This window comes from Pseudoleptotrichia goodfellowii (assembly GCF_007990505.1).
Lineage (GTDB): Bacteria > Fusobacteriota > Fusobacteriia > Fusobacteriales > Leptotrichiaceae > Pseudoleptotrichia > Pseudoleptotrichia goodfellowii.
This window is the reverse complement of sequence record NZ_AP019822.1, coordinates 657,855-680,538: the sequence shown is the minus strand read 5'-3', so window position 1 is coordinate 680,538 and position 22,684 is coordinate 657,855. Positions and strand designations below refer to the sequence as shown.

At 34.0% G+C, this 22,684-nt stretch carries 24 protein-coding genes; 3 read left to right on the top strand and 21 right to left on the bottom strand.

Features of this window, described 5'->3' with window-relative positions:
• Positions 1–71 precede the first annotated feature (71 nt).
• Positions 72–1,022 (bottom strand): AEC family transporter, encoded by a 951-nt coding sequence (locus FVE72_RS03450; RefSeq protein ID WP_006807992.1) that lies wholly within the window; start codon positions 1,020–1,022, stop codon positions 72–74.
• A 167-nt stretch (positions 1,023–1,189) separates the two neighbouring features.
• On the opposite strand from FVE72_RS03450, the gene FVE72_RS03445 reads away from it, so the two are divergent.
• Positions 1,190–1,681: a TlpA family protein disulfide reductase gene (locus FVE72_RS03445; RefSeq protein WP_006808016.1), complete on the top strand. Its 492-nt coding sequence runs from the start codon at positions 1,190–1,192 to the stop codon at positions 1,679–1,681.
• 83 nt (positions 1,682–1,764) lie between these two features.
• Here FVE72_RS03445 and ilvC read toward each other — a convergent pair whose 3' ends face one another.
• The 16 genes from ilvC to FVE72_RS11205 form a co-directional block, all read right to left on the bottom strand.
• On the bottom strand, positions 1,765–2,775 hold the full coding sequence (gene ilvC / locus FVE72_RS03440) for a ketol-acid reductoisomerase (RefSeq protein ID WP_006807973.1): 1,011 nt from the start codon (positions 2,773–2,775) through the stop codon (positions 1,765–1,767).
• Positions 2,776–2,825: 50 nt separating this feature from the next.
• Positions 2,826–3,629, bottom strand: coding sequence for an ABC transporter ATP-binding protein (locus FVE72_RS03435; protein ID WP_006808026.1), 804 nt, complete (start codon positions 3,627–3,629; stop codon positions 2,826–2,828).
• A gap of 19 nt (positions 3,630–3,648) precedes the next feature.
• A complete protein-coding gene (gene leuB / locus FVE72_RS03430) occupies positions 3,649–4,707 on the bottom strand; it encodes a 3-isopropylmalate dehydrogenase (RefSeq protein WP_006808005.1) in 1,059 nt (352 codons plus the stop codon).
• 45 nt (positions 4,708–4,752) lie between these two features.
• Positions 4,753–5,586, bottom strand: a complete 834-nt coding sequence (locus FVE72_RS03425) for a class I SAM-dependent methyltransferase (RefSeq protein ID WP_006807996.1) — start codon at positions 5,584–5,586, stop codon at positions 4,753–4,755.
• Positions 5,587–6,024: a hypothetical protein gene (locus FVE72_RS03420; RefSeq protein WP_006807981.1), complete on the bottom strand. Its 438-nt coding sequence runs from the start codon at positions 6,022–6,024 to the stop codon at positions 5,587–5,589.
• Between the two features lie 14 nt (positions 6,025–6,038).
• The gene (locus FVE72_RS03415) at positions 6,039–6,470 is read right to left on the bottom strand and encodes a hypothetical protein (RefSeq protein ID WP_026737268.1); all 432 of its coding nucleotides are present in this window, start codon (positions 6,468–6,470) and stop codon (positions 6,039–6,041) included.
• 28 nt (positions 6,471–6,498) lie between these two features.
• Positions 6,499–7,074: a 3-isopropylmalate dehydratase small subunit gene (gene leuD / locus FVE72_RS03410; protein WP_026737267.1), complete on the bottom strand. Its 576-nt coding sequence runs from the start codon at positions 7,072–7,074 to the stop codon at positions 6,499–6,501.
• Positions 7,074–8,474 (bottom strand): 3-isopropylmalate dehydratase large subunit, encoded by a 1,401-nt coding sequence (gene leuC / locus FVE72_RS03405; protein ID WP_026737266.1) that lies wholly within the window; start codon positions 8,472–8,474, stop codon positions 7,074–7,076. Before leuC ends, leuD begins: the two co-directional genes overlap by 1 nt.
• A gap of 69 nt (positions 8,475–8,543) precedes the next feature.
• Positions 8,544–9,371, bottom strand: coding sequence for a metallophosphoesterase (locus tag FVE72_RS03400; RefSeq protein ID WP_036056331.1), 828 nt, complete (start codon positions 9,369–9,371; stop codon positions 8,544–8,546).
• Between the two features lie 38 nt (positions 9,372–9,409).
• Positions 9,410–10,249 (bottom strand): metallophosphoesterase, encoded by an 840-nt coding sequence (locus FVE72_RS03395; RefSeq protein WP_026737264.1) that lies wholly within the window; start codon positions 10,247–10,249, stop codon positions 9,410–9,412.
• A 27-nt stretch (positions 10,250–10,276) separates the two neighbouring features.
• Positions 10,277–11,812, bottom strand: coding sequence for a 2-isopropylmalate synthase (locus FVE72_RS03390; protein ID WP_258454739.1), 1,536 nt, complete (start codon positions 11,810–11,812; stop codon positions 10,277–10,279).
• A gap of 49 nt (positions 11,813–11,861) precedes the next feature.
• Positions 11,862–12,350 (bottom strand): acetolactate synthase small subunit, encoded by a 489-nt coding sequence (gene ilvN / locus FVE72_RS03385; protein ID WP_006808015.1) that lies wholly within the window; start codon positions 12,348–12,350, stop codon positions 11,862–11,864.
• The gene (gene ilvB, locus FVE72_RS03380) at positions 12,343–14,061 is read right to left on the bottom strand and encodes a biosynthetic-type acetolactate synthase large subunit (RefSeq protein WP_026737263.1); all 1,719 of its coding nucleotides are present in this window, start codon (positions 14,059–14,061) and stop codon (positions 12,343–12,345) included. Before ilvB ends, ilvN begins: the two co-directional genes overlap by 8 nt.
• 116 nt (positions 14,062–14,177) lie before the next feature.
• Positions 14,178–15,401, bottom strand: a complete 1,224-nt coding sequence (gene ilvA, locus FVE72_RS03375; protein ID WP_026737262.1) for a threonine ammonia-lyase — start codon at positions 15,399–15,401, stop codon at positions 14,178–14,180.
• A gap of 166 nt (positions 15,402–15,567) precedes the next feature.
• Positions 15,568–17,232 carry a dihydroxy-acid dehydratase gene (ilvD, locus tag FVE72_RS03370; RefSeq protein ID WP_026737261.1) on the bottom strand — a complete coding sequence of 555 codons (1,665 nt, stop codon included), beginning with the start codon at positions 17,230–17,232 and terminating at the stop codon, positions 15,568–15,570.
• 193 nt (positions 17,233–17,425) lie between these two features.
• Positions 17,426–17,578, bottom strand: coding sequence for a hypothetical protein (locus FVE72_RS11205; protein ID WP_154669369.1), 153 nt, complete (start codon positions 17,576–17,578; stop codon positions 17,426–17,428).
• Between the two features lie 205 nt (positions 17,579–17,783).
• On the opposite strand from FVE72_RS11205, the gene FVE72_RS03365 reads away from it, so the two are divergent.
• Positions 17,784–18,053 (top strand): DUF1294 domain-containing protein, encoded by a 270-nt coding sequence (locus tag FVE72_RS03365; protein WP_026737260.1) that lies wholly within the window; start codon positions 17,784–17,786, stop codon positions 18,051–18,053.
• 134 nt (positions 18,054–18,187) lie between these two features.
• Here FVE72_RS03365 and FVE72_RS03360 read toward each other — a convergent pair whose 3' ends face one another.
• On the bottom strand, positions 18,188–18,829 hold the full coding sequence (locus FVE72_RS03360) for an OmpA family protein (RefSeq protein ID WP_026737259.1): 642 nt from the start codon (positions 18,827–18,829) through the stop codon (positions 18,188–18,190).
• 147 nt (positions 18,830–18,976) lie between these two features.
• Here FVE72_RS03360 and FVE72_RS03355 point away from each other — a divergent pair, with 147 nt between their 5' ends.
• A complete protein-coding gene (locus FVE72_RS03355) occupies positions 18,977–19,912 on the top strand; it encodes a tRNA dihydrouridine synthase (RefSeq protein ID WP_026737258.1) in 936 nt (311 codons plus the stop codon).
• A gap of 82 nt (positions 19,913–19,994) precedes the next feature.
• On the opposite strand, the gene FVE72_RS03350 is transcribed toward FVE72_RS03355, so the two are convergent.
• The 3 genes from FVE72_RS03350 to FVE72_RS03340 form a co-directional block, all read right to left on the bottom strand.
• Positions 19,995–20,960 carry a HipA domain-containing protein gene (locus FVE72_RS03350; RefSeq protein WP_026737257.1) on the bottom strand — a complete coding sequence of 322 codons (966 nt, stop codon included), beginning with the start codon at positions 20,958–20,960 and terminating at the stop codon, positions 19,995–19,997.
• Positions 20,961–20,979: 19 nt separating this feature from the next.
• Entirely contained in the window at positions 20,980–21,228 is a 249-nt protein-coding gene (locus tag FVE72_RS03345) for a hypothetical protein (RefSeq protein ID WP_006807808.1), read from the bottom strand.
• 188 nt (positions 21,229–21,416) lie between these two features.
• Entirely contained in the window at positions 21,417–22,463 is a 1,047-nt protein-coding gene (locus FVE72_RS03340; RefSeq protein WP_006807811.1) for a 2,3-butanediol dehydrogenase, read from the bottom strand.
• Positions 22,464–22,684: the final 221 nt, after the last annotated feature.

Below are 22,684 nucleotides of genomic sequence, written 5' to 3'. Positions count from 1 at the left end.
TTTCAGTACATAGTACAATATTCTACATTAGAATCAGATATATCTTATCTTATAAATAACTGTTTTTCGGACTATTTCAGGAACATCATCAAAATCGGTATAACCAGTGCAAATAAAATCGTACTTGTAGTTACTACATTTGTAGCATATTTTACATCTCCGTCAGCTTCGTTTGCAAGTATCGGCAATACTGCAAATACCGGTGCAGCCGACTGGATTACATAAGTTTTTGTATCAAGAGGAGTCAAATTTCCTCCCAGACTCATTCCTATCATAAGCAATACAACCATTACAACAGGAGAAAGTACAAATCTTCCCACAAGTGCAAGTATTGTATCCTTATCAAATCTTATATTTCTAAGTCTTGCATCTGCAAGGACTATCCCTATATACATTAATGACAAAGGAGTAACTATATTTCCTATATACTGCATTGTCGAGTTAATCATTTTAGGCATTTTTATATTAAAAGCCAAAAGTAATAATGCTACTATAAATCCTATCAAAGGAGGAGAAAAGATTTTTTTCCAGTTTACACCTTTCTTTTTATTATCTATATCCAGAGTATCATTGGAAACAAAAAATGCTCCGAGAGTCCATATAGAAACGGTATTTGTTATATAATACATCAGATAATAAGGTAAACTCTGCTCTCCAAATAATTCTATATTTAAAGGCATACCGATAAATATAGTGTTGGCATTTACAAAAGCATTTATAAATATTCCTCTTCTTCCGGGTCTTATTTTAAAGATTTTCACCATAAAAACAGCTATTATATAGCCGATAATAAACGATGCAAAAGTATAAATCAGTCTGTCTGACATTGACACAAGTGTTTCCAACGTTAAGTTACGGGAAACTGCTACGTATATAGATGCAGGTAAGGCAATATTTGTTATTACTTTTGAAACATTTTCACTGAAACTGTCGTGAAACCAGTCTTTTTTTCTGAGTATATATCCTATTGCAATCATAAAAATTATAGGAAATATACTTTCCAACGACTTAAAAAAAATCATTTTACTTTTCTCCTTTTACTTTTCTTTTTAAATTTAATAATTTAGTTATTATAGCACTTTTTTCTTTATTTTTTAAGAGAAGAAAAATATTTAAAATTTATAACAATAATTAAAGAAAAATATGCTATACTTATATAAATACAAAAATTATAAAAGGAGCGATTTCAATGAAAAGATTATTAGTTATTTTCTCAATGTTTATGGTATTTTTCTCAGGTTATGCTAAAGAAATCAATATAAATCCCGAGGTAGGAGCTAAGATACCTAATCTCAAATTGGAAAACTTGGACGAAAGAAAAGTAAACAGCAGAAGAATATTTAACAACGGAAAAGAAACTCTGATTGTAATGGCTGCCGAATGGTGCCCGCATTGCCATCAGGAACTGCCGGAAATTCAGAAATTTTACGAAGAAAATAAAGATAAAATAAATGTCATAGTTATATTTACAAATAGAAAAACATCGTTGGAAAACACAAAGCAATATGTAAAAGACAGTAAATTTACTTTTCCTGCATTTTTTGACAGCGATGATTCAATTTTTAAGAGTTTTAAAATAAAAAATGTTCCGACTAACTTTAAAGTTAAAAATTCCGAAATTGAAGAAATTGTTCAAGATATTATGAAATATGATGATTTGAGTGAAATGTTTGAGAGATAATAGAAAAGAGGGTTCAAATTATATTTGAAAATACCCTCTTTTTCAGTTAATATATTACTTTATTTAACCTTCTTTTTAAAAACCTATTTCTTTATCCAACTCATTAAATTTCTCAATTCAGCTCCTACTTTTTCTACTTCATGTTTTGCAAATTCTTCTCTTTTAGCTTTTAGGAACGGTTGCCCTGCTTTAGAGTCAGCAAGGAAGTCATCGGCAAACTTGCCTGACTGAATATCCGCCAAAATACCCTGCATAGCTTTTTTAGTTTCAGGAGTAATAATTTTAGGACCTGTTATGTAATCTCCGTATTCTGCCGTATTTGAAATGGAATTTCTCATTGTAGCAAGACCTCCTTCATAAATCAAGTCTACAATAAGTTTCATTTCGTGCAGACATTCAAAATAAGCATTTACAGGATCATATCCCGCTTCTGTCAACACTTCAAATCCTGTTTTCATTAATTCTACAACTCCTCCGCATAAAACTGCCTGTTCTCCGAACAAATCTGTTTCCGTTTCCTGTTTATAAGTAGTTTCAAGTATTCCTGATCTTCCTCCTCCGATACCCGATGCCCATGCAAGAGCTACTTCTTTAGTATCTCCGCTCGGATCTTTTTCTACGGCTATAAGACAAGGTACTCCGCTTCCTTCCTGGAATGTTCTTCTTACAAGATGTCCCGGTCCTTTAGGAGCAACCATGAATACATTTATATCCTCTCTAGGTTTTATTTTCCCGAAATGTATATTGAATCCGTGTCCGAATCCCAAATAAACTCCCTCTTTCAAGTTAGGTGCCACATCTTTTGCATAAACATCCGCCTGCAATTCATCAGGAATCAGAATCATAACTATATCAGCATTTTTCACAGCTTCAGAAGTTTCTTTCACTGTAAATCCTGCTTCTTCAGCCCGTTCCCATGATTTTGAACCTTTTACAACCCCTACTGTTACATCCATACCACTTTCTTTCAAGTTCAAAGCATGAGCATGTCCTTGAGATCCGTACCCCAAAATTGTTATTTTCTTTCCTGCCAATTTATTCAAATTACAATCCGCATCGTAATAAACTGTTGTTCCTAAAATGTTTCCTGCCATTTTAAATCCTCCTAATTTTTTTATATATTATATTTTTTACTAACAAATTATTATTTTACAATAAGCCACGGTCTTTCATTTTCCCATTCCACTCTCACATTTATTTCAAATATTTGAGACAGCAGCTCATCATTTAAAATATCCTTTTTCTTGCCTTTCGCCTTTATTTTCCCCTCACTTAAAAGTGCCACATGAGTTATTGAAGGTATAATTTCTTCTATTTGATGAGTTACATATATAAACGGTGTACTGTTTTTCATTTCGGCATTTTCCTGAAGTACTTTCAGAAAATATTCTCTCGATTTTACATCGAATCCCGAACAGGGCTCATCAAGTATCAGTAAATCAGGCTCATTCATAAATGCCCTTGCCAAAAGTATTCTTCTCTGCTCTCCTTGAGATAATGTCGAAAAATAGCTGTCTTTAATATAGGAGAGTTTAAAGTTTTCAATTATTTTTCGGGCCTTTTCTCTGTCTTTCTCGGTTATTTCTCTATATATTCCTATAGAACTGAATTTTCCCGATATTACTACATCTTCAGCTTTCTCCCAATTAAGTGTACTTAAAAAACTGTTTAATGAGGAACTTACAAATCCTACTCTGTTTTTTATATTCTCCCATACGTAATTACCGAATTTATGCCCGAAAACTCTCACTTCTCCCCGAGTCGGAAAAATATATGCGGGTATCATTCCCAAAATCGTCGATTTTCCTGAACCGTTTAATCCGAGCAAGACCCAGTTTTCTCCTGAATCAATATGCCAATTTACATTATCAAGAATGATTTTACCGTCACGTTTAAAAGTTACATTTTCATAATGGAGTATTTCCTTTTCTTTTATATTTCGATTCACAAAGATTTCTCCTTATTTCTTATATTCTTTCGGCAATCCTGTCGCCCATTTCTTTTGTACCGACTTTTTTCGTTCCTTCTGTATAAATATCAGCTGTTCTGTATCCGTCCTGTAAAGCCTTATCCACAGCTTTTTCAATCGTATCGGCTTCTTCCGGCAATCCGAATGAATATCTTAACATCATTGCTGCCGATAATACTGTAGCAATAGGATTGGCAATATTTTGTCCCGCTATATCAGGTGCAGATCCATGACTCGGTTCATAAAGCCCGATTTTCCCTTCTCCCAAACTTGCCGATGGCAGCATTCCGAGTGAACCTGTGAGCATTGAAGCCTCGTCTGACAAAATATCCCCGAACATATTTTCTGTCAATATCACATCAAACTGTCCCGGATTTGCAATTAGCTGTATTGCAGCGTTATCTACATACATATGAGAAACTTCCACTTCAGGATAGTCTTTTGAAATTTCATTTACAATTTTTCTCCAAAGTTTTGACGTATCCAAAACATTGCGTTTATCAACACTTGTAAGCTTTTTATTTCTCAGTTTCGCTATTTCAAATGCTTTTTTTGCAATTCTTTCGATTTCCGCTCTTGTGTAAGACAATGTATCGTGTGCTTTTTCTTCGGAATATTCTCTTTGTCCGAAATAAAGTCCTCCTGTCAGTTCCCTCACAATCATTATATCCAGTCCGTTACCGATTATCTCTGACTTTAGAGGGCTTGCATCTTTCAACACATTGAATAAAATTGCAGGTCTTAAGTTTGTATAAACTCCCAATTCTTTTCTTATGGCAAGAAGCCCCTTTTCGGGCCTTTTTTCAGGTTCGATATTATCCCATTCAGGACCTCCCACAGCACCCAATAATACAGAATCACTGCTCTTACATATTTCTGTTGTTTCTTTTGATAAAGGAACTCCGTATCTGTCTATGGATTCTCCACCAAGATATCCTTGAGTGTATTCAAACTTATGCCCGTATTTCTGTCCGATTTTGTCTAATACTTTGACTGCTTCATCTACGATTTCAGGTCCTATGCCGTCCCCTTTCAGCAGTGCAATTTTATAGTCCATTTTCATCTTCCTCTCTACATTTAATTTACTTCTCAATATAATTTTTTACTCTTTATAAGCAATAAATCTTAATCTTACATAATCGGCAATATATTTATCATTTTTATATTCCAGTCTGCTTTCAAGCTTTTTTGCTATTTTTTCAATTATTTCTCCATGCAATTCTTCAGGAACATTTCCTAATAATGGAACTGTAATTGTCCAAAGCCATTCTTTTATTCCCGTAGGCAAAGATGTAGGTCGCTTGAAAAAACTCATTTTATTTACTTTTAGACCGTATTTTTCTAATAATTTTCTTTCTTCGGATTCTGTAGGAAGAAACCAGCATTTTTTTATTTTATAACCATATTCGGATACAGTTTCTGTAATTACCTTCTGGATTTTCTCCAGATTTCCTGCACCACCCATTTCTACAACAAAGCGTCCTCCTTTTTTCAATCCTTTCGACACTCCCGAAATCACTTTTTCTTGGTCGGTCATCCAATGTAATGCTGCATTTGAAAATATTGCATCAAATTCTTCCTCAAAATTCAGATTTTCTCCGTCTCCCTGAACCGCATTTACTCCTATTTTTTTAGCAGCATTTACAAATTCAAGACTTCCGTCTACTCCTAACACTTTACAACCAAATTCAATAATTTTTTTAGTTAATACACCGTCTCCGCATCCTAAATCAAGGATATATTCATGAGGTTTAGGATCAAGCCAACTGATTACGTCTATTCCATAATCCGATACAAAACGTGCATTTTTTTCATATTTTTCAGTATTCCAATGTTTTCCTTTTTTTATTACATCTTCAGTTACTTGAACCTTTTTCTTTCTATTTTCCATATTTTCCATACTTTCTCTTATTTTATTTTTGATAAAATTTTCCATTTATATCATTTTAGAACTCCACTCGGAATTTCTCAAATACTCTAAATTTTCTTTAGTCCATTTTCTGTTTCCTACAATCACTTTAAAATCGTATGTTTTTATTTTTTCTTCTGAACTTTTCGTAAAAATTTTCAACTTTCCCAAAAAATTATTATTTGTCAGTTTAATTTCTGCTATTTCAGATTTTTTTATAATTAATTCAGGATTCGGATGAAATTTAAACGATTTAAAACCATAAAATTTTATTTCGTCTTTTTCAAATAAAACTATATAATGCAAAGGCATAAATCTAAAAGTAATCGCTCTTATAAAATAATCCATCGGCTCTACCTTAACAAATCCCATTACAAATAAATAGTTTTTCTCATATATTATATTATTTTCTTCAAAAAATTTTATTATACTTTCATCCTGTTCATTATTTCTGTCACTGTTCATTTCCAATCTCTCCCCTATTTTAGCAACTCTTTTATATATTCGACATTTTCATCAATCCAGTTTTTTCCGAATATTTTTCCTTCTACAAAAAAAACTTCAACACTGTCTTTTGTTTCTATTCTTATTTTATAAGCTATTAATATTTTTTTTATTTCAAAAGACAAAATCTCGTTTTTATTCAATTTAAATCTTTTTTCGCCTATTTTCATAGTCATTGACGAGAAACCATTCATTTTAATAGGACAGAAAAAAAACTCTACTTCATCTTTTTTGACTAAAACGACACAAGCCTTTGAAAGTTCTTCCTCAATTTGAGAATAAACATCCCAAATATTCCAAAACAATTTTCTTCTTGCCAAAAGTAAATAATTTCTATCATAACTTATACCGTTCTCTCTAAAATATTTTTCAATATTTCCCTTTATATCCAGTTTTTTAAACGCCATATGGTTTTCCTCCTTTTTTCATTTCAGATTACTTTCTTTTTTCTTCAAAAGCCCTGATTTCATTCTCATACTCTAATGTCAACCCTATAGAATCCAGTCCCTTCAATAATCTCTGTTTCCACGTTTCTTCCAGTTCAAATGTATATTCTTTCCCGTTTGCAGACAGTTTGTTATTTTCCAAATCCACAATTACTTTCTCATCTCCGCGAAGTGCCGCCAATTCCAGTCTTTCCTTTTCCGATAAAGTAATCGGCAAATGTCCGTTATTCAGCCAGTTCATATAAAATATTCCCGAATAGCCCCCGGCTACTATCACGTGAAATCCGTAGTCCTGTAATGCCCATGCCGCATGTTCTCTTGACGAACCGCAACCGAAGTTATCTCCTGTTATAAGTATCGTTCCTTTTTTATATTCAGGTTTATTCAGGTTAAAGTTCATGTTATCCGTTCCGTCCTCATTATAACGCCATTCATCAAAAACATAATCTCCAAATCCTGTTTTTTCAATGCTTTTTAAATACTGTTTGGGAATCAACTGATCCGTATCAATATTATCGTTCATAATAGGAACAATAGTTCCTTCATATTTCGTAAAAGGTTTCATTATACTCCCTCCTCAAATCTGACATCTATAAAATGTCCGTGTATTGCAGCCGCAGCCGCCATTGCAGGACTGACAAGATGTGTTCTTGCACCCTTTCCCTGTCTTCCTTCAAAATTTCTGTTTGAAGTGGAGGCACAATGCTCTCCACCTGGTATCTGATCGGGATTCATTCCCAAACATGTGGAACATCCTGCTTCTCTCCATTGAAATCCTGCATCTTTCAGTATTTTGTCTATTCCTTTTTCCTCAGCCAGTCTTTTTACTGTTTGAGAGCCGGGAACTACAACAGCTTTAATATTAGAGTGTACCTTCTTTCCTTTTACTATATTTGCAACAATTTCCAAGTCACTCAATCTCCCGTTTGTGCACGAACCTATAAATACATGTTTCAATTTAATATCTTTCGGTGAATTTCCCGGCTCAAGTCCCATATATTCATAGGCTTTTTCATCATTATGATCTTTTATATCAGGAAATACTTCGGTTATATCCATTCCCATTTCAGGATTTGTACCCCATGTAACCTGAGGTACCAAATTTGAAACATCGATTTTAATATATTTATCAAACGCTTCTACGGAGTCTGTGTATAATTCTCTCCATTCAGCAATTTTTCTTTCCATTTCTTCTCCCTGAGGAGCATATTTTCTACCTCTGACATATTCAAAAGTTGTTTCATCGGGAGCTATTATCCCCGATTTTCCTCCTCCTTCGATAGCCATATTGCATATTGTCATTCTTTCTTCCATCGAAAGTGCTCTTATCGTATCTCCGAAAAATTCAAAGGCGTACCCGTTTCCAAGCCCTATTCCATAGGTTTTTATAATGTAAAGTATAATATCTTTGGCATAAACACCTTTCTGGAGTTTTCCCGTTATTTCGATTCCCATTGTTTTAGGCTTTTTCTGCCATATTGTCTGTGTCGCGAGAACGTGTTCCACCTCACTCGTTCCTATCCCGAAAGCCAATGCTCCGAAAGCTCCGTGTGTTGCAGTATGACTGTCACCGCATACAATAGTTTTTCCCGGTTGTGTAAGTCCCAATTCAGGTCCGACCATATGAACTATTCCGTTTTTATCATTGAACATATCCAAAAGTTCTATTCCGAATTCTTCACAGTTTGCTTTCAAAGCATCCAACTGTGCTTTGGATATTTTATCCAGTATATTCATTCTCTGTTCAGGTATGGTAGGCGTATTATGATCCATTGTTCCGAATGTCAAATCCGGTCTTCTGACTTTTCTTCCTGCCAGTCTTAATCCCGAAAAAGCCTGCGGAGAAGTTACTTCATGTATCAAATGCAAATCAATGTAAAGTAATTGTGCTTCTCCCGGATTTCCCGTTATCACATGTTTTTCCCAAACCTTATCAAATAAAGTTTTAGATTTATTTTTCCCCATTTTTCCTCCGATTTTTATGATTTTCTCTCTAATGTTTTATTTCAAATATTTCCAATTTTCATACTTGCATTAATTGATTTTTTTCAACTTCAACACAACTATTTCAGGCTGTGCAAAAAATCTGATAAACAGTTCAAAAGCACTGCCTCCCACACCTGATGTAGTGTATATTTTATGTCCGTCATATTCTTTGAGTCCGTATCCGTATTTCCAAGGGTGCTTTATCTCAGCTAAAAGTATCAGTCCGAAAAGTGTTATCTGCCCTCCGTGAGTGTGCCCTGCCAAAGTTATATCCGAACGGTTTTTCTGCTCCTCGGTCATATCTTCAAAATAATCGGGATTATGAGTAATATATATGTTAAAATCCTCTTTTTTTATCCCTTCGAGAGCTTTTTCGGCATCAGGTTTCCCTTTCAGCAAATCATCGACTGCCGAAATATAAATACTCTGTTTATTTATCATAATTTTATCGTTCTCATTTACAAGAACTTTATAACCGAGTCTTTTCAGATTTTCGACATTTTTCGGAGCAGAATTATAATCGTGATTTCCCAAAACTGCATATATTCCGTATTCGGGTTTTTTCAGTTTTTCCATTTCCTTATAAAATCGGGGAATTTTGCCTGTCCAGTTTGTATAATCTCCTCCTAAAATTATAAGGTCTTTTTCCTGTTCATTTATAAGATTTATTATTCTGTCCGACTGTTTTTTATTAAATCTCGCATAAGTATCCAACTGAAAGTCTGCCGCAAAAATTATTGTCTTTCCGTCAAATTCTTCGGGAATATCCTTTGAAGCAATTTCCAAAGTTTTTATTTTAATTTGTGTATATTCATAATGGGCATATATGAGTGCGATAATTCCTAATACAAATAAAGTTAAAAATATATATTTCATTTTTTTCAAAGTTTCCTTTTTGAATATCCCCATTTCTATCAGACTCTTTTCAATTCAAATATTACTATTTCAGGCGGAGCAAAAAATCTGATAAACATTTCAAGAAAACTTCCTCCCACTCCCGATGTGGTATAAATCTTGTGTCCGTCATATTCTTTCATTCCGTATCCGTATTTATCTTTATGTTTTATAGGAGCGAAAACTATTTTACCGAAAAATGTTACCTGTCCTCCATGAGTATGTGCTGCCAAAGTCATATCAGCCCGTTTTTTTTGACTTTCCGTCATTTCCTCAAAATATTCGGGATTGTGTGTCATAAATATCGCAAAATCTTCTTTTTTTACACCGTTAAGAGCTTTTTCAGCATCGGGTTTTCCGTGCCACAGATCTTCCACTCCCGCAATATATATACTTTGATTATTTATTGTTATTTTTTTATTTTCGTTTATAAGAAGATTATATCCCAATTTTTTTAGACTCTCATTACTCCCTTCAATATTCGGATATTCATGATTTCCGTATATTGCATATACTCCGTATTGAGGAATCTTAAGATTTTCGGCTTCTTTATAAAAGTGCGGTCTGTATTTTTCCCAAGTAGAATAATCTCCTCCTAAAAGTATTATATCCTTTTTCTGCTCATTTATAAGATCTATCGCTTTTTTCAGCTGCTTTTTATTGAATCTCATCATTGTATCATACTGAAAATCGGCAACATAAAGTATTTTCTTCCCGTTAAATTCTTCGGGAACATCCTTTGAAGCTATTTCTATGGTTCTTATTTTTATATGTCTGTATTCATAATGAGCATATATTAAAAACACAACTATTACACAAAATAATAATATTACTGAGTTTTTTATTATTTTTCGGTTCATTTCAGTTTCCTTTTCCAAATTTCAAAATTAATTTTTATAAAGTCTGTTTATTCCATTTATATAAGCATTTATACTTGCTTCGACAATGTCCGTACTTTGTCCTCTTCCCATAAACCTTTTTCCTTCTTTTTCCAGTATAACGACAACCTGTGCCTGTGCATCGGTATCTCCCGTTATAGAATCAAGTTTATATTCTTCAAGAACAAATGAATCATTCAAAATCTTATTTACAGCATTGTAAGCCGCATCAACAGGCCCGTCTCCGAAAGCCTCTCCCGATTTTTTCTCTTTATTTATACTAATTGTTATCTCAGCTTTAGGTTTTTTATCCTTTCTCGTTATTTCAAAATGCTCAAGTGATAATTTACCTTCAATTTTCGCAGCATCTCCTGTAACAAGAGAAATTATATCTTCATCAAGTACGTATTTTTTCTTATCTGCAAGTTTTTTAAACTCACTGAACAGTTCTTCAACTTTATCATCTGCCATATCTTCAAAACCTAATGCACTCAACTTTTGAACAAAAGCGTGTTTTCCTGATAATTTTCCCAAAACCAGGCTGTCAGTATTTCTTCCCACAGTTTCAGGCTTCATTATTTCATATGTTTCGGGATTCGCCAAAACCCCGTGTTGATGTATTCCCGATTCGTGTGCGAAAGCATTGGCTCCGACTATAGCTTTATTAGGCTGTGCAGTGACCCCTGTCAAAAGACTTACGAGTTTACTCACAGGATAAAGCTGTTTTGTATCAATAGCCGTTTCATATTCATCAAATATATCTTTTCTTGTTTTCACTATCATCACAACTTCTTCAAGAGAAGTATTTCCGGCTCTTTCCCCGAGTCCGTTTATTGTACACTCTATTTGTGTTGCTCCCGCTTTTATTGCCGCAATGGAATTTGCCACCGACAGCCCTAAATCGTCATGACAATGCACTGATATATCTACATTTTCAATGCCTTTTACATTTTCTTTCAAATATTTTATGAGTTCGTACATTTCATCGGGAGTTCTGTATCCTACGGTATCCGGAACATTCAATGTAGTCGCTCCCGCTTTTATTGCTGTTTCATATACCTCTACCAAATACTCTTTTTCAGTCCTTGTCGCATCTTCCGCCGAAAATTCCACATCATCTACAAAAGACTTTGCATAAGTTACCATTTCCGTAACTTTTTTCAAAATTTCTTCTTTTGTCATTTTAAGTTTGTATTCCCTATGTATGGGCGATGTCGCTATAAAAGTATGTATTCTCGGCTTTTTAGCTTTTTTTAGTGCTCCTGCCGCAACTTCTATATCTTTTTTTACAGCTCTTGCCAAACTTGTAACAGTGGATTTTTCAACATTTTCTGCAATCATCTTTACCGCCTCAAAATCCCCCAGCGATGCCACTGCAAATCCGGCTTCTATTATATCTACTCCCATAGCTTCGAGCTGCTTTGCTATCCTCAACTTTTCTTCAGCATTAAGATTTACTCTCGGTGTCTGCTCCCCGTCCCTTAATGTCGTATCGAATATTTTTATTTTTTTCATACTCGGCTCCTCTGATTTTTTAAACTTGATATTTCCGTTATCTGCAAATCATATAAACTACCGTTATAATAAGAAAATTCTACAATTTCTCTCCTCTACTCATTGCCGTAACTCCTGTTTTAGCCATTTCAAGTATTCCGTAATCTCTCATTATTTCCACGAATCCTCTTAATTTTTGGACATCCCCTGTAAGTTCTATTATAAGAGAAGTAGGCGACACATCCAGCACTTTTCCTCTATAAATATCAGCTATCTGAACTATTTGCGATCTTGTGTCACTGTCCGATTTAACTTTAATAAGCATAAGTTCCCTTCTTATAACTCCGTTCGCAGGAAATACTTTTACTTTTACTACGTCAACTATTTTATACACCTGTTTCTGTATCTGGTCAAGAGACTTTTCATCTCCCGCTACAGTCAGTGTCAATCTCGCATAACCTGTTTTATTGGTCACCCCTGCAGTCATTTTATTTACAAAATATCCCCTTCTGTTAAATAATGACATTATTCTGGCAACTATTCCGTTAGTATTTTTTGCTATTATTAGAATTTCATGCTCTTTATTCATCTTCCAACACCCCTCTCTTACCTACCATTTGTGCCACACTTGTTCCTGCAGGTATCATAGGATACACATTTTCTTCTTTTTCAACAATACAGTTTATTACTATACCTTCATCAGATTTTATAAGTTCTTCCATTTTATTTTTTAATTCTTCTTTATTTTCAATTTTTACTGTTTTTATCCCGTAGGCTTCACCTATTTTCATAAAGTCGGGATTATAAGTCAGATCTACAAAAGAATATCTTTTATCATTAAATATTTCCTGCCACTGTCTTACCATTCCAAGGAAGGAATTATTTATAATCAACACTTTCACAGGAAGTTTATACTGTCTTATGAGCATAAGTTCCTGAAAAGTCATTTGAAAACCTCCGTCTCCTACTATCAACACAACCTTTTTATCAGGCATAGCCACTTGAGCTCCTATTGCGGCAGGTAATCCGAATCCCATAGTTCCTGCTCCTCCCGATGTAACAATAGAGTCAGGATTCTGATAAGTCATAAACTGTGCTGTCCACATTTGATGCTGTCCTACATCGGTTACTATGATTGCATCCCCTTTCAGAATATTATTCAACTCTTCCAGTACTTCCTGAGGTATAAGTTTATCTTCGGATACTTTTCTGTAAACAAGCGGATACTCATTCTTCCAGCCTTTCACTTTTTCGATCCATTCACTGTGACTTAATTTACCGATTTCCTTATTAATTTCTGTCAACACATTTTTCAAATCTCCGACAATCGGCACATCTATATCCTTATTTTTGCCTATTTCCGCCGGGTCAATATCTATATGTATAATTTTTGCTTTAGGACAGAATGTGTCGGGATTCCCCGTAATTCTGTCATCAAATCTTATCCCTGCTGCAATTACGAGATCAGCTTCATCTGTGGCATAATTGGCATAAACTGTTCCGTGCATTCCAAGCATTCCCAAAGATAGCTCATGATCGCCGGGAAAAGTTCCCAATCCGAGTAAAGTCATAGCTACAGGCGTTTGCGTCTTATCGGCAAACTCTCTTAATTCTTCTGAAGCCTTTGCTTTTAGAACGCCCGCTCCTGCTATTATTAAAGGTTTCTTTGCTTCTTTTATCAGTTTTAACGCTCTTTTTATCTGTCCCTGATGCCCCTTATATGTAGGATCGTAGCCTTCCAGTTTAAAATCTTTTTCGTATAATTTGTTAAATTCTTCATATGTTATTTCCTGTAATTGAATGTCTTTAGGAATATCTATGAGTACAGGTCCCGGTCTTCCTGTTGTTGCTATATAATATGCTTCTTTTATTATTCTCGGCAAGTTTTTTATATCCTGCACCAGATAATTCATTTTTGTTATAGGCACCGTTATCCCTACTATATCACTTTCCTGAAATGCGTCTTTTCCTAATAGCGAACTGCTTACTTGCCCTGTGATTGCAAGCATTGGAATAGAATCCATATGTGCTGTCATTATTCCCGTAACAAGATTTGTCGCTCCGGGTCCCGACGTGGCAAGACATACTCCAATTTTCCCTGAAACTCTGGCATATCCGTCAGCCTCATGTGCTGCTCCCTGCTCATGTCTGGCAAAATAATGATTTATTCCGTCATACTTATAAATCTCATCATAAATAGGAATTACCGCACCTCCCGGGTATCCGAAAATATCCGTTACTCCGATTCTGTGAAGGCATTCCAACAATATTCTCGCTCCGTTAATTATTTCAATACTCATCTTTTCCAACCGCCTTTCAATTAATTTTTTAATTCTCCCTTATTTACAAACTATGTCTCTCCAGTCTGATTTATTTAAATTTCCCGTATTTTCATTTCCGGTGTATCATAAAATCTCTATTCTTCCATTGTTTCACGAGAATTAAGTCTTTTTACTACGTATCCCTCTTTTTTAAAGCTTTCTATAATTTTTTTAATATGTTCTTCCCCGTTTGTTTCTACCGTTACCTGTAATTCCACTTCGTGAAATCTATCAAGATTTTTAAACTGATTATGATCAAGCCTTATTACATTGGCATTTTCTTTTGCCAAAATTTGCGATACTGCCACCAGTTGTCCCGGCTTATCAGGTAAATCAACAGAAAATTTGAATATTCTTCCCCTTACTACCAATCCTTTATTTATCATTGACGAAATTGTCAAAACATCAATATTTCCGCCACTTAATATAGATATAACCTTTTTGTTTTTGTCTTTCAGCTTTTTCAATCCTGCTATTGATAAAATCCCGGCATTTTCAGCTACAATTTTATGTTTCTCTACCAATAACAGAAATGCTTCCATCAATTCATAATCGGACACCGTTATAATCTCGTCGACATATTTTTTTATATAATCAAAATCAATATTTCCGATTTTTTTCACCGCTGCTCCGTCTGCAATCGTACTGGCTTCTTTAAGTTCGACTACTTCATCTTTATCAATAGAAGCTTTGGCACTTGCCGCCCCTTCAGGCTCTACTCCTATTATTTTTATTTGAGGATTTTTCAGTTTCGCCGCTGCAGCAACTCCCGAAATAAGTCCTCCTCCACCTAAAGGTACCATTACTATATCCGCATCAGGCAACTCTTCCAATACTTCAAGAGCTATCGTTCCCTGTCCTTCTATTACATCTTCGTCATTAAAAGGATGAATAAAAACATATCCTTCTTTCTCCTGAAGCTCTAAAGCCTTCTGATATGCTTCATCATATACTTCTCCCGAGAGAATAACTTCTGCTCCGTATTTTTTTGTCGCTTCCACTTTTATAAGAGGAGTATGCTTAGGCATTACTATAACTGCTTTTATCCCCAGTTTTTGAGCTGCAAGAGCCACACCCTGAGCATGATTTCCCGCCGAAGAAGCTATGATACCTTTTTTCTTTTCTTCTTCTGTCAATTTGGACATTTTGTTGTAAGCCCCTCTAACTTTAAACGATCCTGTCACCTGAAGATTTTCCGGCTTTATATATACATCATTTCCGGCTTCTTCAGAAAAAACATTACTGTGAATAAGTTTAGTCTTTACAATGACCGTCCCCACTCTTTCTCTTGCTTCCATAAAATCATATAATTTGTGCATTTTTCCACCTTCTATTATAATTTTTAAAACTTTATTTATCCTGTGTATAAAAATTCTTGATTAAGCTTTTTATCAGCTATTTCCGATTACATTTACGAAGGTACAATTACACCTTATTGACTTGTACCGTAGTTCAGTGAAAAAATATATTTGATATTTATAATATTTAATCAAGAATTTCTATAGCACCCTCCGCAGCTGATGATACATGCATCGCATACTTCTTCAAATAACCTTTCACTTCTATTTTAAATGGCTCCATTTGAGCTTTTCTTTCAGCTATTTCCTCATCAGATAATTTTACGTTCAATTTTCTTTGAGGAATATCTATTTCTATTATATCACCGTCTTTTACTACACCGATTGTTCCGCCTGATGCAGCTTCGGGAGAAACATGTCCTATTGAAGCTCCTCTCGTAGCTCCCGAAAATCTTCCGTCAGTTATAAGTGCGACATCTTTATCAAGTCCCATTCCTGCTATCATAGCAGTAGGAGCAAGCATTTCTCTCATCCCCGGTCCTCCCTTAGGTCCTTCATATCTTATAACTACCACATCTCCTGCGACTATTTTTCCTCCTCTGATAGCTTCAACAGCGTCTTCTTCATTGTTAAATACTTTTGCAGGTCCCGAATGGACAAGCATTTCTCTGTCAACGGCCCCTTCTTTTACAACCGAGCCGTCAGGAGCCAGATTCCCTTTGAGTACAGCTATTCCTCCTGTTTCATAAGTAGGTTTATTCCAAGGTTTGATTACATCTTCATCATTTATATAAGCACCTTTTACAAGTTCTGCCTGTGTTTCCAATGCTACCGTTTTGGCATCTCCGTGCAGCCTTCCGTTTTCATACATTCTTTTCATTACTCCTGTAACTCCGCCCGCTCTGTATAAGTCCTCTATAAAATATTCTCCCGACGGTGAAAGTTTACATAATTGAGGTGTTTTCTTGGCAATTTCGTTAAAATCGTCCAGTGTCAATTTCACTCCCGCTTCATGTGCTATCGCCGGCAAATGCAATGCCGTATTTGACGATCCTCCCAATGCCATATCCACAGCCACGGCATTTTCAAAGGCCTCTCTTGTCATAATATCTTTCGGTCTCAAATCTTTTTTCAACACTTCCACAATTTGCATTCCGGCTTTTTTAGCCAGTCTTATTCTCTCGGAAAATACTGCCGGCACTGTTCCGTTCCCGGGAAGTCCCATTCCCAATGCTTCTGTAAGGCAGTTCATTGTATTTGCAGTATACATTCCCGAACATGAGCCGCATGTAGGACAAGCCATATCTTCTACCATATTCAGTTCTTTTCTTGTTATAAGTCCCGCTTCATACTCTCCCACAGCTTCAAAAACGTTACTTAATCCGACTTTTTTCCCTTTGTACACACCCGCAAGCATAGCTCCTCCGCTTATAAACAATGAAGGTATATTCAGTCTTGCCGCTGCGATAAGCATTCCCGGAACGACTTTATCACAATTCGGTATAAATACTAACGCATCAAAGGGCGTAGCCATTGCCGTTGCCTCTATGGAATCGGCTATTATATTTCTCGTTACAAGAGAATATTTCATTCCTATATGATTCATTGCAAGCCCGTCACAAATACCTATAGTATTAAATTCCATAGGCACTCCGCCTGCATTTCTTATACCGTCTTTTACAGCCTGCACCAGTGTTTTCAAATGAACATGCCCCGGTATTATTTCGTTAAAGGAATTTGCAATTCCTATCAGAGGTTTGTTCATTTCATCGCTTGTAAATCCCAGTCCTTTCAACAGTGACCTGTGCGGAGCTCTTGCCGCTCCTTTTGTTAAATTGTTACTTCTTGCCATTGATTTCACTCTCCTGATTTATATTTATTTCTTAATTTTTTCACGAATTAAATTTCTTATTGAAAAAGGCGACTCACGCTGATTTGAATCGCCTTAAAAGTCTATAATAAGAATTTTATATTTCCCAATTTTTTACTAAAATCAAATTTAGTGTTTATGATTTTAATTTCGGATTTTAATAATGTGAGAATCCTTAATATCGGTCATTTTTCTTTATTACCGATTTTATATCAAAATCATTCTTGGAAGCTTTTAACGGCGACAGTTGCGAAATTTTCACGACTATAATTCCCAGAATTTGTATAATAATCAGTAATAATATGACTAAAATAGATATTAAGAACATCATTTCCTCCTAATTTTCAGATTTATTTTTCATGGATTTATTTTATCAAAAATAAGCATTAATGTAAAATATAGGTTTTTTATATTATTAATCTATTTCATGAATGTTATATATTAGAGCAGTTTTATTTTAAAATCAGCCAAATTGCATTCTTTTTTATTATCTGATACAATGAAAAAAATACTTAATTACGTGAGGATAAATCATGCAAAAAACTTTTATAATAATATCTCTGATATTAATAAATATTATAACTTTTCTATTATTTGTAATTGACAAACGCAAAGCAGAACGACATCAATGGCGTATTCCCGAAACTACGTTATTGGGATTTTCATTAATCGGAGGAGCATTAGGCGGAATAATCGGAATGATGCTTTATCATCATAAAGTGAGAAAGCCGCATTTTTACATAGGTTTGCCGATGATACTGATTATACAGATTTCTTTATATCTAAATTTCTTTCAAATATAAACTTTTCTGTTGAAATCCGTTTGTTTGATATTCTAAAAATAAAACAGGGTCGTTATTTTAAAACGATCCCCATTTTATTCAGCCATACCGAATATTACTAAAGCTGTCTTTATTACTCTTCAAATTTATTTTCTTTATTTAGCTACTATTTTTATTTCAACTCTTCTGTTTTGAGCTCTTCCGTTTGCAGTAGAATTACTTGCGATAGGCTCTTTACTTCCATATCCTACCGAAGTTATTCTTGAACTTGGAACTCCTGCTCCTACCAGGTATGATTTAACCGATGCCGCTCTGTTTACTGATAAAGGATTATTAATGGAGTCATTTCCTGTACTGTCAGTATGTCCGGAAACTATTATATTTGAGTCGGGATATTTTTTCAATACATCTGCAACAGAATTTAGAGAGCCTGTAAATCTTGATTTAATTACACTGCTGTTTGTATCAAATGTAATATTCTCAGGTGCTGTAAGTTTGATTTCTCCTTCTCCCGTTCTTTCTACTTTTACTCCCGATCCGTCCAATCTGTTTTTAAGCTCTTTTTCCTGTCTGTCGAATATATTTCCTATCACTGCTCCGACAGCCGCTCCTCCTGCAGTTCCGATCAGTGTTCCTTTAGTATCTTTTCCTATTGCCTGTCCCAATACAGCCCCTGCAGCTGCTCCTATTCCTGCTCCGACACCTGTTTTGCTCACTTTTTTCGTGCCGTCAGGTGCTGTTGTACATGAAACTGCCACTAATAAAACTATCATTAATAATGCAAATATTCTTTTCATTGTTTTTCCTCCTGTATATTGGTTTGAAATTTTACCTTTTATCTGAAACAAGTATATATTATGAACAGGATTATTCCTATTTGATTTGACTTTGAAAACAATTTGTGGTATAAAATGAAGCATCCTATTAAAGAGAGGCAATCTAAAATGAAAATATATATTTCTCCTATGGCAGGATATACAGACTACTCATACAGAAAAATACTGAAAAAATTTAATCCCGATTTACTTTTTACCGAAATGGTAAGTGCTCATTTATTAAACGAAAATGATGAAGCTACTGAAAAAGAGCTTTTAAAATGTGACGATAAAGAAAATGAAGGCGTTCAGGTATTCGGTAATGATAAAAACGAACTTATAAAAGCTTTTCTGAAACTTGAAAATAAAGGCTTTAAAAATCTTAATCTGAATATGGGATGCCCTCAGACAAAAATCATAAAAAACGGTGCAGGATCGGCATTATTGCCTCAAACAGATTTTGTTGACAGTTTATTATCCGAACTGAAAAGTAAATTAAGTGATAAAACAAAACTTTCCATAAAAATACGTATTGGCTATCGAGATTTTTCTTCTCCTGAATTATACATTGACTTGGCAAATAAATATAATCTTGATTTTATCTGTATTCACGGGAGAACTCGGGAACAGTTATATAACGGAAAAGCTGATTGGGATATTGTTTCAGAACTTAGCAATCGTCCCCGAAAAATTGATTTCATAGGAAATGGAGATTTATTTGAGGCAAAAGACATCGTTTCTCTTATAAAAAAATCAAATCTTGACGGAATAATGCTTTCACGTGGAATTATCGGAAATCCATGGCTTATTTCTCAAATAAGAGAATTGTTAAATTTGGGAGAAATAACAACTTTTCCTGATTTTGATACTGTTAAAAATGCTGTTCTTGAGCATATTTCCTATTTGGAAGAAAATAAAGGTAAAATAGTTGCCGCTCTTGAAATTAATAAATATTTACAACCTTATTTTAAAAGGTTTGAAACGGAAGATTTAAAAAACAACTTGAAAGAAATTATTATTGAAAGGGACATTGATAAAAAAATTAAAGATATTGAAAAACTTTAAAGATTTTTTGTCTTTTTTCAAAAAAAGAAGTTAATCTTGTAAAAGGCTGACTTCTTTTTTATTATTTAAACAATGCGAAAACTTATTTTTTACTATTTACTATTCTTTCGTAACTTGGTAATAATATTTTCTCATATCTTTCTTTTAAAAATTTTTTATAAAAAACTTTTTCTAAATCCGACATAACTTTTATTCCTTTTTCCTTTTCAGGAATCTCATCTATCAATTTAAATATTCTATTTAATTCAATTTTAGGAACGTTTCTTAAAACAGCTTTTTTTAAATCCATATTTTCTGCTATGTTTTCTCCCTTTTCAAAAGATAATTTTTTTATAACTGTTGAAGAATCTATCTTTTTTCCGTCATAAATATACGGCGTTCTCCCATTTTCTACTATCTGATTAAATCTCTCTTCATCAGATAAAATTTTCTTAATTTTATTTGTATCATGTTTTAAAAAGAAACCGGCTCCGTTATCATATACAGGTGCTAATTTCATTCCCGATTCATTTGAAAGAATACCCCAATTTCCATTATGTCTATCATTATTATTTATAAAATTATCTATTACAAACATATCCCAAAACCTTTCTTTTATTCCGGGAATTTTAGTTAATTTCTCATAATTATCTAAAACAAATAGCAATTCTTCCAAATTTACCTCATCTCTACTTGTTTTACTTTTTCTCATTATATACTCTCTTTTAGCTTCATTTTTTCCTAAATAACTATTTTTCACTTCGTGCAATTCAAAAAAGTCATAATCTTTTGTTGTAAAATCTTTACAGGCAACAACTAATTTACTGTCGTATATTCCCAACTTAGTTTCATGAACATCATGTCCTAAAATTTCATATATTTTGCTACCTATATATTCTGATAAAGGTGCTGAAGTATATGACATATCAACATTTTCTAAATTATATGTACTCTTAGGAAACTTTAGCAACCATTTTACTCCATTTTCTATTATGCTTATTTTATGACCTGCATTTCCTCCATAAAATTTATTTCCCTCTTTAAAGCCTGTGTAATCTTTTATTTCCATAACAACCATCTTTCTCCGTTTAAAATCTGTATTTCGCCATTAATAAATCTACCTGTTCCCAAGTTATATAACCTGCTCTTGCTCCCATTTTAGCATCAATTTCCAAATCATCACATAATATCAAAAATTTTCCGTCAAGTTTACTGTACTCTTTACTTTCCTCATCATAATGTTGTGCTACCCAAAATACTCTTTCCAATTTTTCTATAGTTCTTTTTAACTTATTTGTCAGCTCAAAATCTATCTTTATTTCATTATGTATTTCCATATAAATTCACCTCTTTATTTATATTAATAGTATCATTTTTTTATTAAAAACTCTACTTGATTTTTTAAACAACTTATTTTATATATATCAAATATGAAATAACTGATTTTAAATAAAAACTCCCGATTATTGTATCCGTAAGATTACGAATAACGGGAGTTCAAGAATTTCAATTTCTATTCCTTTTTTTATTTAGGAGATACTAAAATTTTAACCTGACTTTTTTCTTTAACGAGAGCCTCAAATCCCTCAGTTACAATGTCATCAATTTTAATATGTTTTGTTACAAGCAGATCTTTAGAGAAATATCCTTTTTTCATCAAATCCAATGTACTAGGGAATACATCACGATAAGCGATAACACCTTTCATTGCTCTTTCCTGTATTACGATTTCATTTGGATGAATAGGAGCTGAACTTTCCCATATACTTACAACCATTAATTCTCCGTCTTTTTCAGCAGATTCCAAAGCCTGTTCCAATACTTTAGGTACACCTGTAACTTCGTAAGAAACGTTTACTCCGCCGTTTGTTCTTTCTTTAATTTCTTTTACCGCATCAACTTTTGACGGATCAATAATTATCGCTCCCAATTTTGCAGCTTTTTCCTGCCTTTCATGAGAAAGTTCCACAGCGTAAATTTCTGTTGCTCCTCCTGCTCTCAAAGCGTCTATTATCAATAATCCTATAGGTCCGCATCCGAATACTGCAACTTTATCTCCTGTTCTGAATTTACTTTGACGAACAGCATACAAAGCAACTGCTGCAGGTTCAGTCAATGCTCCCTGTTCATAATCTATTTCATCAGGTAATTTATGAGCCTGATCTTCATTAACTACTACAAATTCGGAGAATCCTCCTCCTCCGCCTCCCAATCCTATAAATGTCAAGTTAGGATCAAGATTGTATTTTCCTTTCAATCCGTCTTTTGCAAATATAGGTTCTACAGTAACACGGTCTCCCACTTTGAATTTTTTGATTCCCGAACCTACTTCAACAACTTCACCGCTGAACTCATGTCCCATAGTTATAGGTGCTTTTTCATTTGTATAAGGGTGTGGAGCTTCTACAGGAATAAATATAGGACCTCCTAAATATTCGTGTAAATCACTTCCGCAAATTCCGCAATATTTCACAGCGATCTTTATTTGGTTTTCACCCATTTGAGGTATTTCAATTTCTTCAACACGTACATCTCTCTGTTTGTACCATCTTGCAGCTTTCATTTTTGCCATTTTGCTTTTCCTCCATTCATATTGATTTATTTAATATATTATACCCTTGTTTTTTCTAACTTTCAATACTGAAAATAAAATTTTTTATTTCACATGCAGAAATTATAAATTAGGAAAAATATCACTTAATTTTCTTCAAATTATAAATATTTTTGCTTCCAATAAAATTAGTATTTCTAAAAAAACAGGAACATTATTCATGCTCCTGTCTGAAATCAATT

Bases quoted from the DNA above. Each gene is read 5' to 3' on its own strand.
- FVE72_RS03450 (WP_006807992.1), bottom strand. From the start codon at position 1,022: ATGATTTTTTTTAAGTCGTTGGAAAGTATATTTCCTATAATTTTTATG.
- FVE72_RS03445 (WP_006808016.1), top strand. From the start codon at position 1,190: ATGAAAAGATTATTAGTTATTTTCTCAATGTTTATGGTATTTTTCTCA.
- ilvC (WP_006807973.1), bottom strand. From the start codon at position 2,775: ATGGCAGGAAACATTTTAGGAACAACAGTTTATTACGATGCGGATTGT.
- leuB (WP_006808005.1), bottom strand. From the start codon at position 4,707: ATGGACTATAAAATTGCACTGCTGAAAGGGGACGGCATAGGACCTGAA.
- FVE72_RS03425 (WP_006807996.1), bottom strand. From the start codon at position 5,586: ATGGAAAATTTTATCAAAAATAAAATAAGAGAAAGTATGGAAAATATG.
- FVE72_RS03420 (WP_006807981.1), bottom strand. From the start codon at position 6,024: ATGAACAGTGACAGAAATAATGAACAGGATGAAAGTATAATAAAATTT.
- FVE72_RS03415 (WP_026737268.1), bottom strand. From the start codon at position 6,470: ATGGCGTTTAAAAAACTGGATATAAAGGGAAATATTGAAAAATATTTT.
- leuD (WP_026737267.1), bottom strand. From the start codon at position 7,074: ATGAAACCTTTTACGAAATATGAAGGAACTATTGTTCCTATTATGAAC.
- leuC (WP_026737266.1), bottom strand. From the start codon at position 8,474: ATGGGGAAAAATAAATCTAAAACTTTATTTGATAAGGTTTGGGAAAAA.
- FVE72_RS03400 (WP_036056331.1), bottom strand. From the start codon at position 9,371: ATGAAATATATATTTTTAACTTTATTTGTATTAGGAATTATCGCACTC.
- FVE72_RS03395 (WP_026737264.1), bottom strand. From the start codon at position 10,249: ATGAACCGAAAAATAATAAAAAACTCAGTAATATTATTATTTTGTGTA.
- ilvN (WP_006808015.1), bottom strand. From the start codon at position 12,350: ATGAATAAAGAGCATGAAATTCTAATAATAGCAAAAAATACTAACGGA.
- ilvB (WP_026737263.1), bottom strand. From the start codon at position 14,061: ATGAGTATTGAAATAATTAACGGAGCGAGAATATTGTTGGAATGCCTT.
- ilvA (WP_026737262.1), bottom strand. From the start codon at position 15,401: ATGCACAAATTATATGATTTTATGGAAGCAAGAGAAAGAGTGGGGACG.
- ilvD (WP_026737261.1), bottom strand. From the start codon at position 17,232: ATGGCAAGAAGTAACAATTTAACAAAAGGAGCGGCAAGAGCTCCGCAC.
- FVE72_RS11205 (WP_154669369.1), bottom strand. From the start codon at position 17,578: ATGTTCTTAATATCTATTTTAGTCATATTATTACTGATTATTATACAA.
- FVE72_RS03365 (WP_026737260.1), top strand. From the start codon at position 17,784: ATGCAAAAAACTTTTATAATAATATCTCTGATATTAATAAATATTATA.
- FVE72_RS03360 (WP_026737259.1), bottom strand. From the start codon at position 18,829: ATGAAAAGAATATTTGCATTATTAATGATAGTTTTATTAGTGGCAGTT.
- FVE72_RS03355 (WP_026737258.1), top strand. From the start codon at position 18,977: ATGAAAATATATATTTCTCCTATGGCAGGATATACAGACTACTCATAC.
- FVE72_RS03350 (WP_026737257.1), bottom strand. From the start codon at position 20,960: ATGGAAATAAAAGATTACACAGGCTTTAAAGAGGGAAATAAATTTTAT.
- FVE72_RS03345 (WP_006807808.1), bottom strand. From the start codon at position 21,228: ATGGAAATACATAATGAAATAAAGATAGATTTTGAGCTGACAAATAAG.
- FVE72_RS03340 (WP_006807811.1), bottom strand. From the start codon at position 22,463: ATGGCAAAAATGAAAGCTGCAAGATGGTACAAACAGAGAGATGTACGT.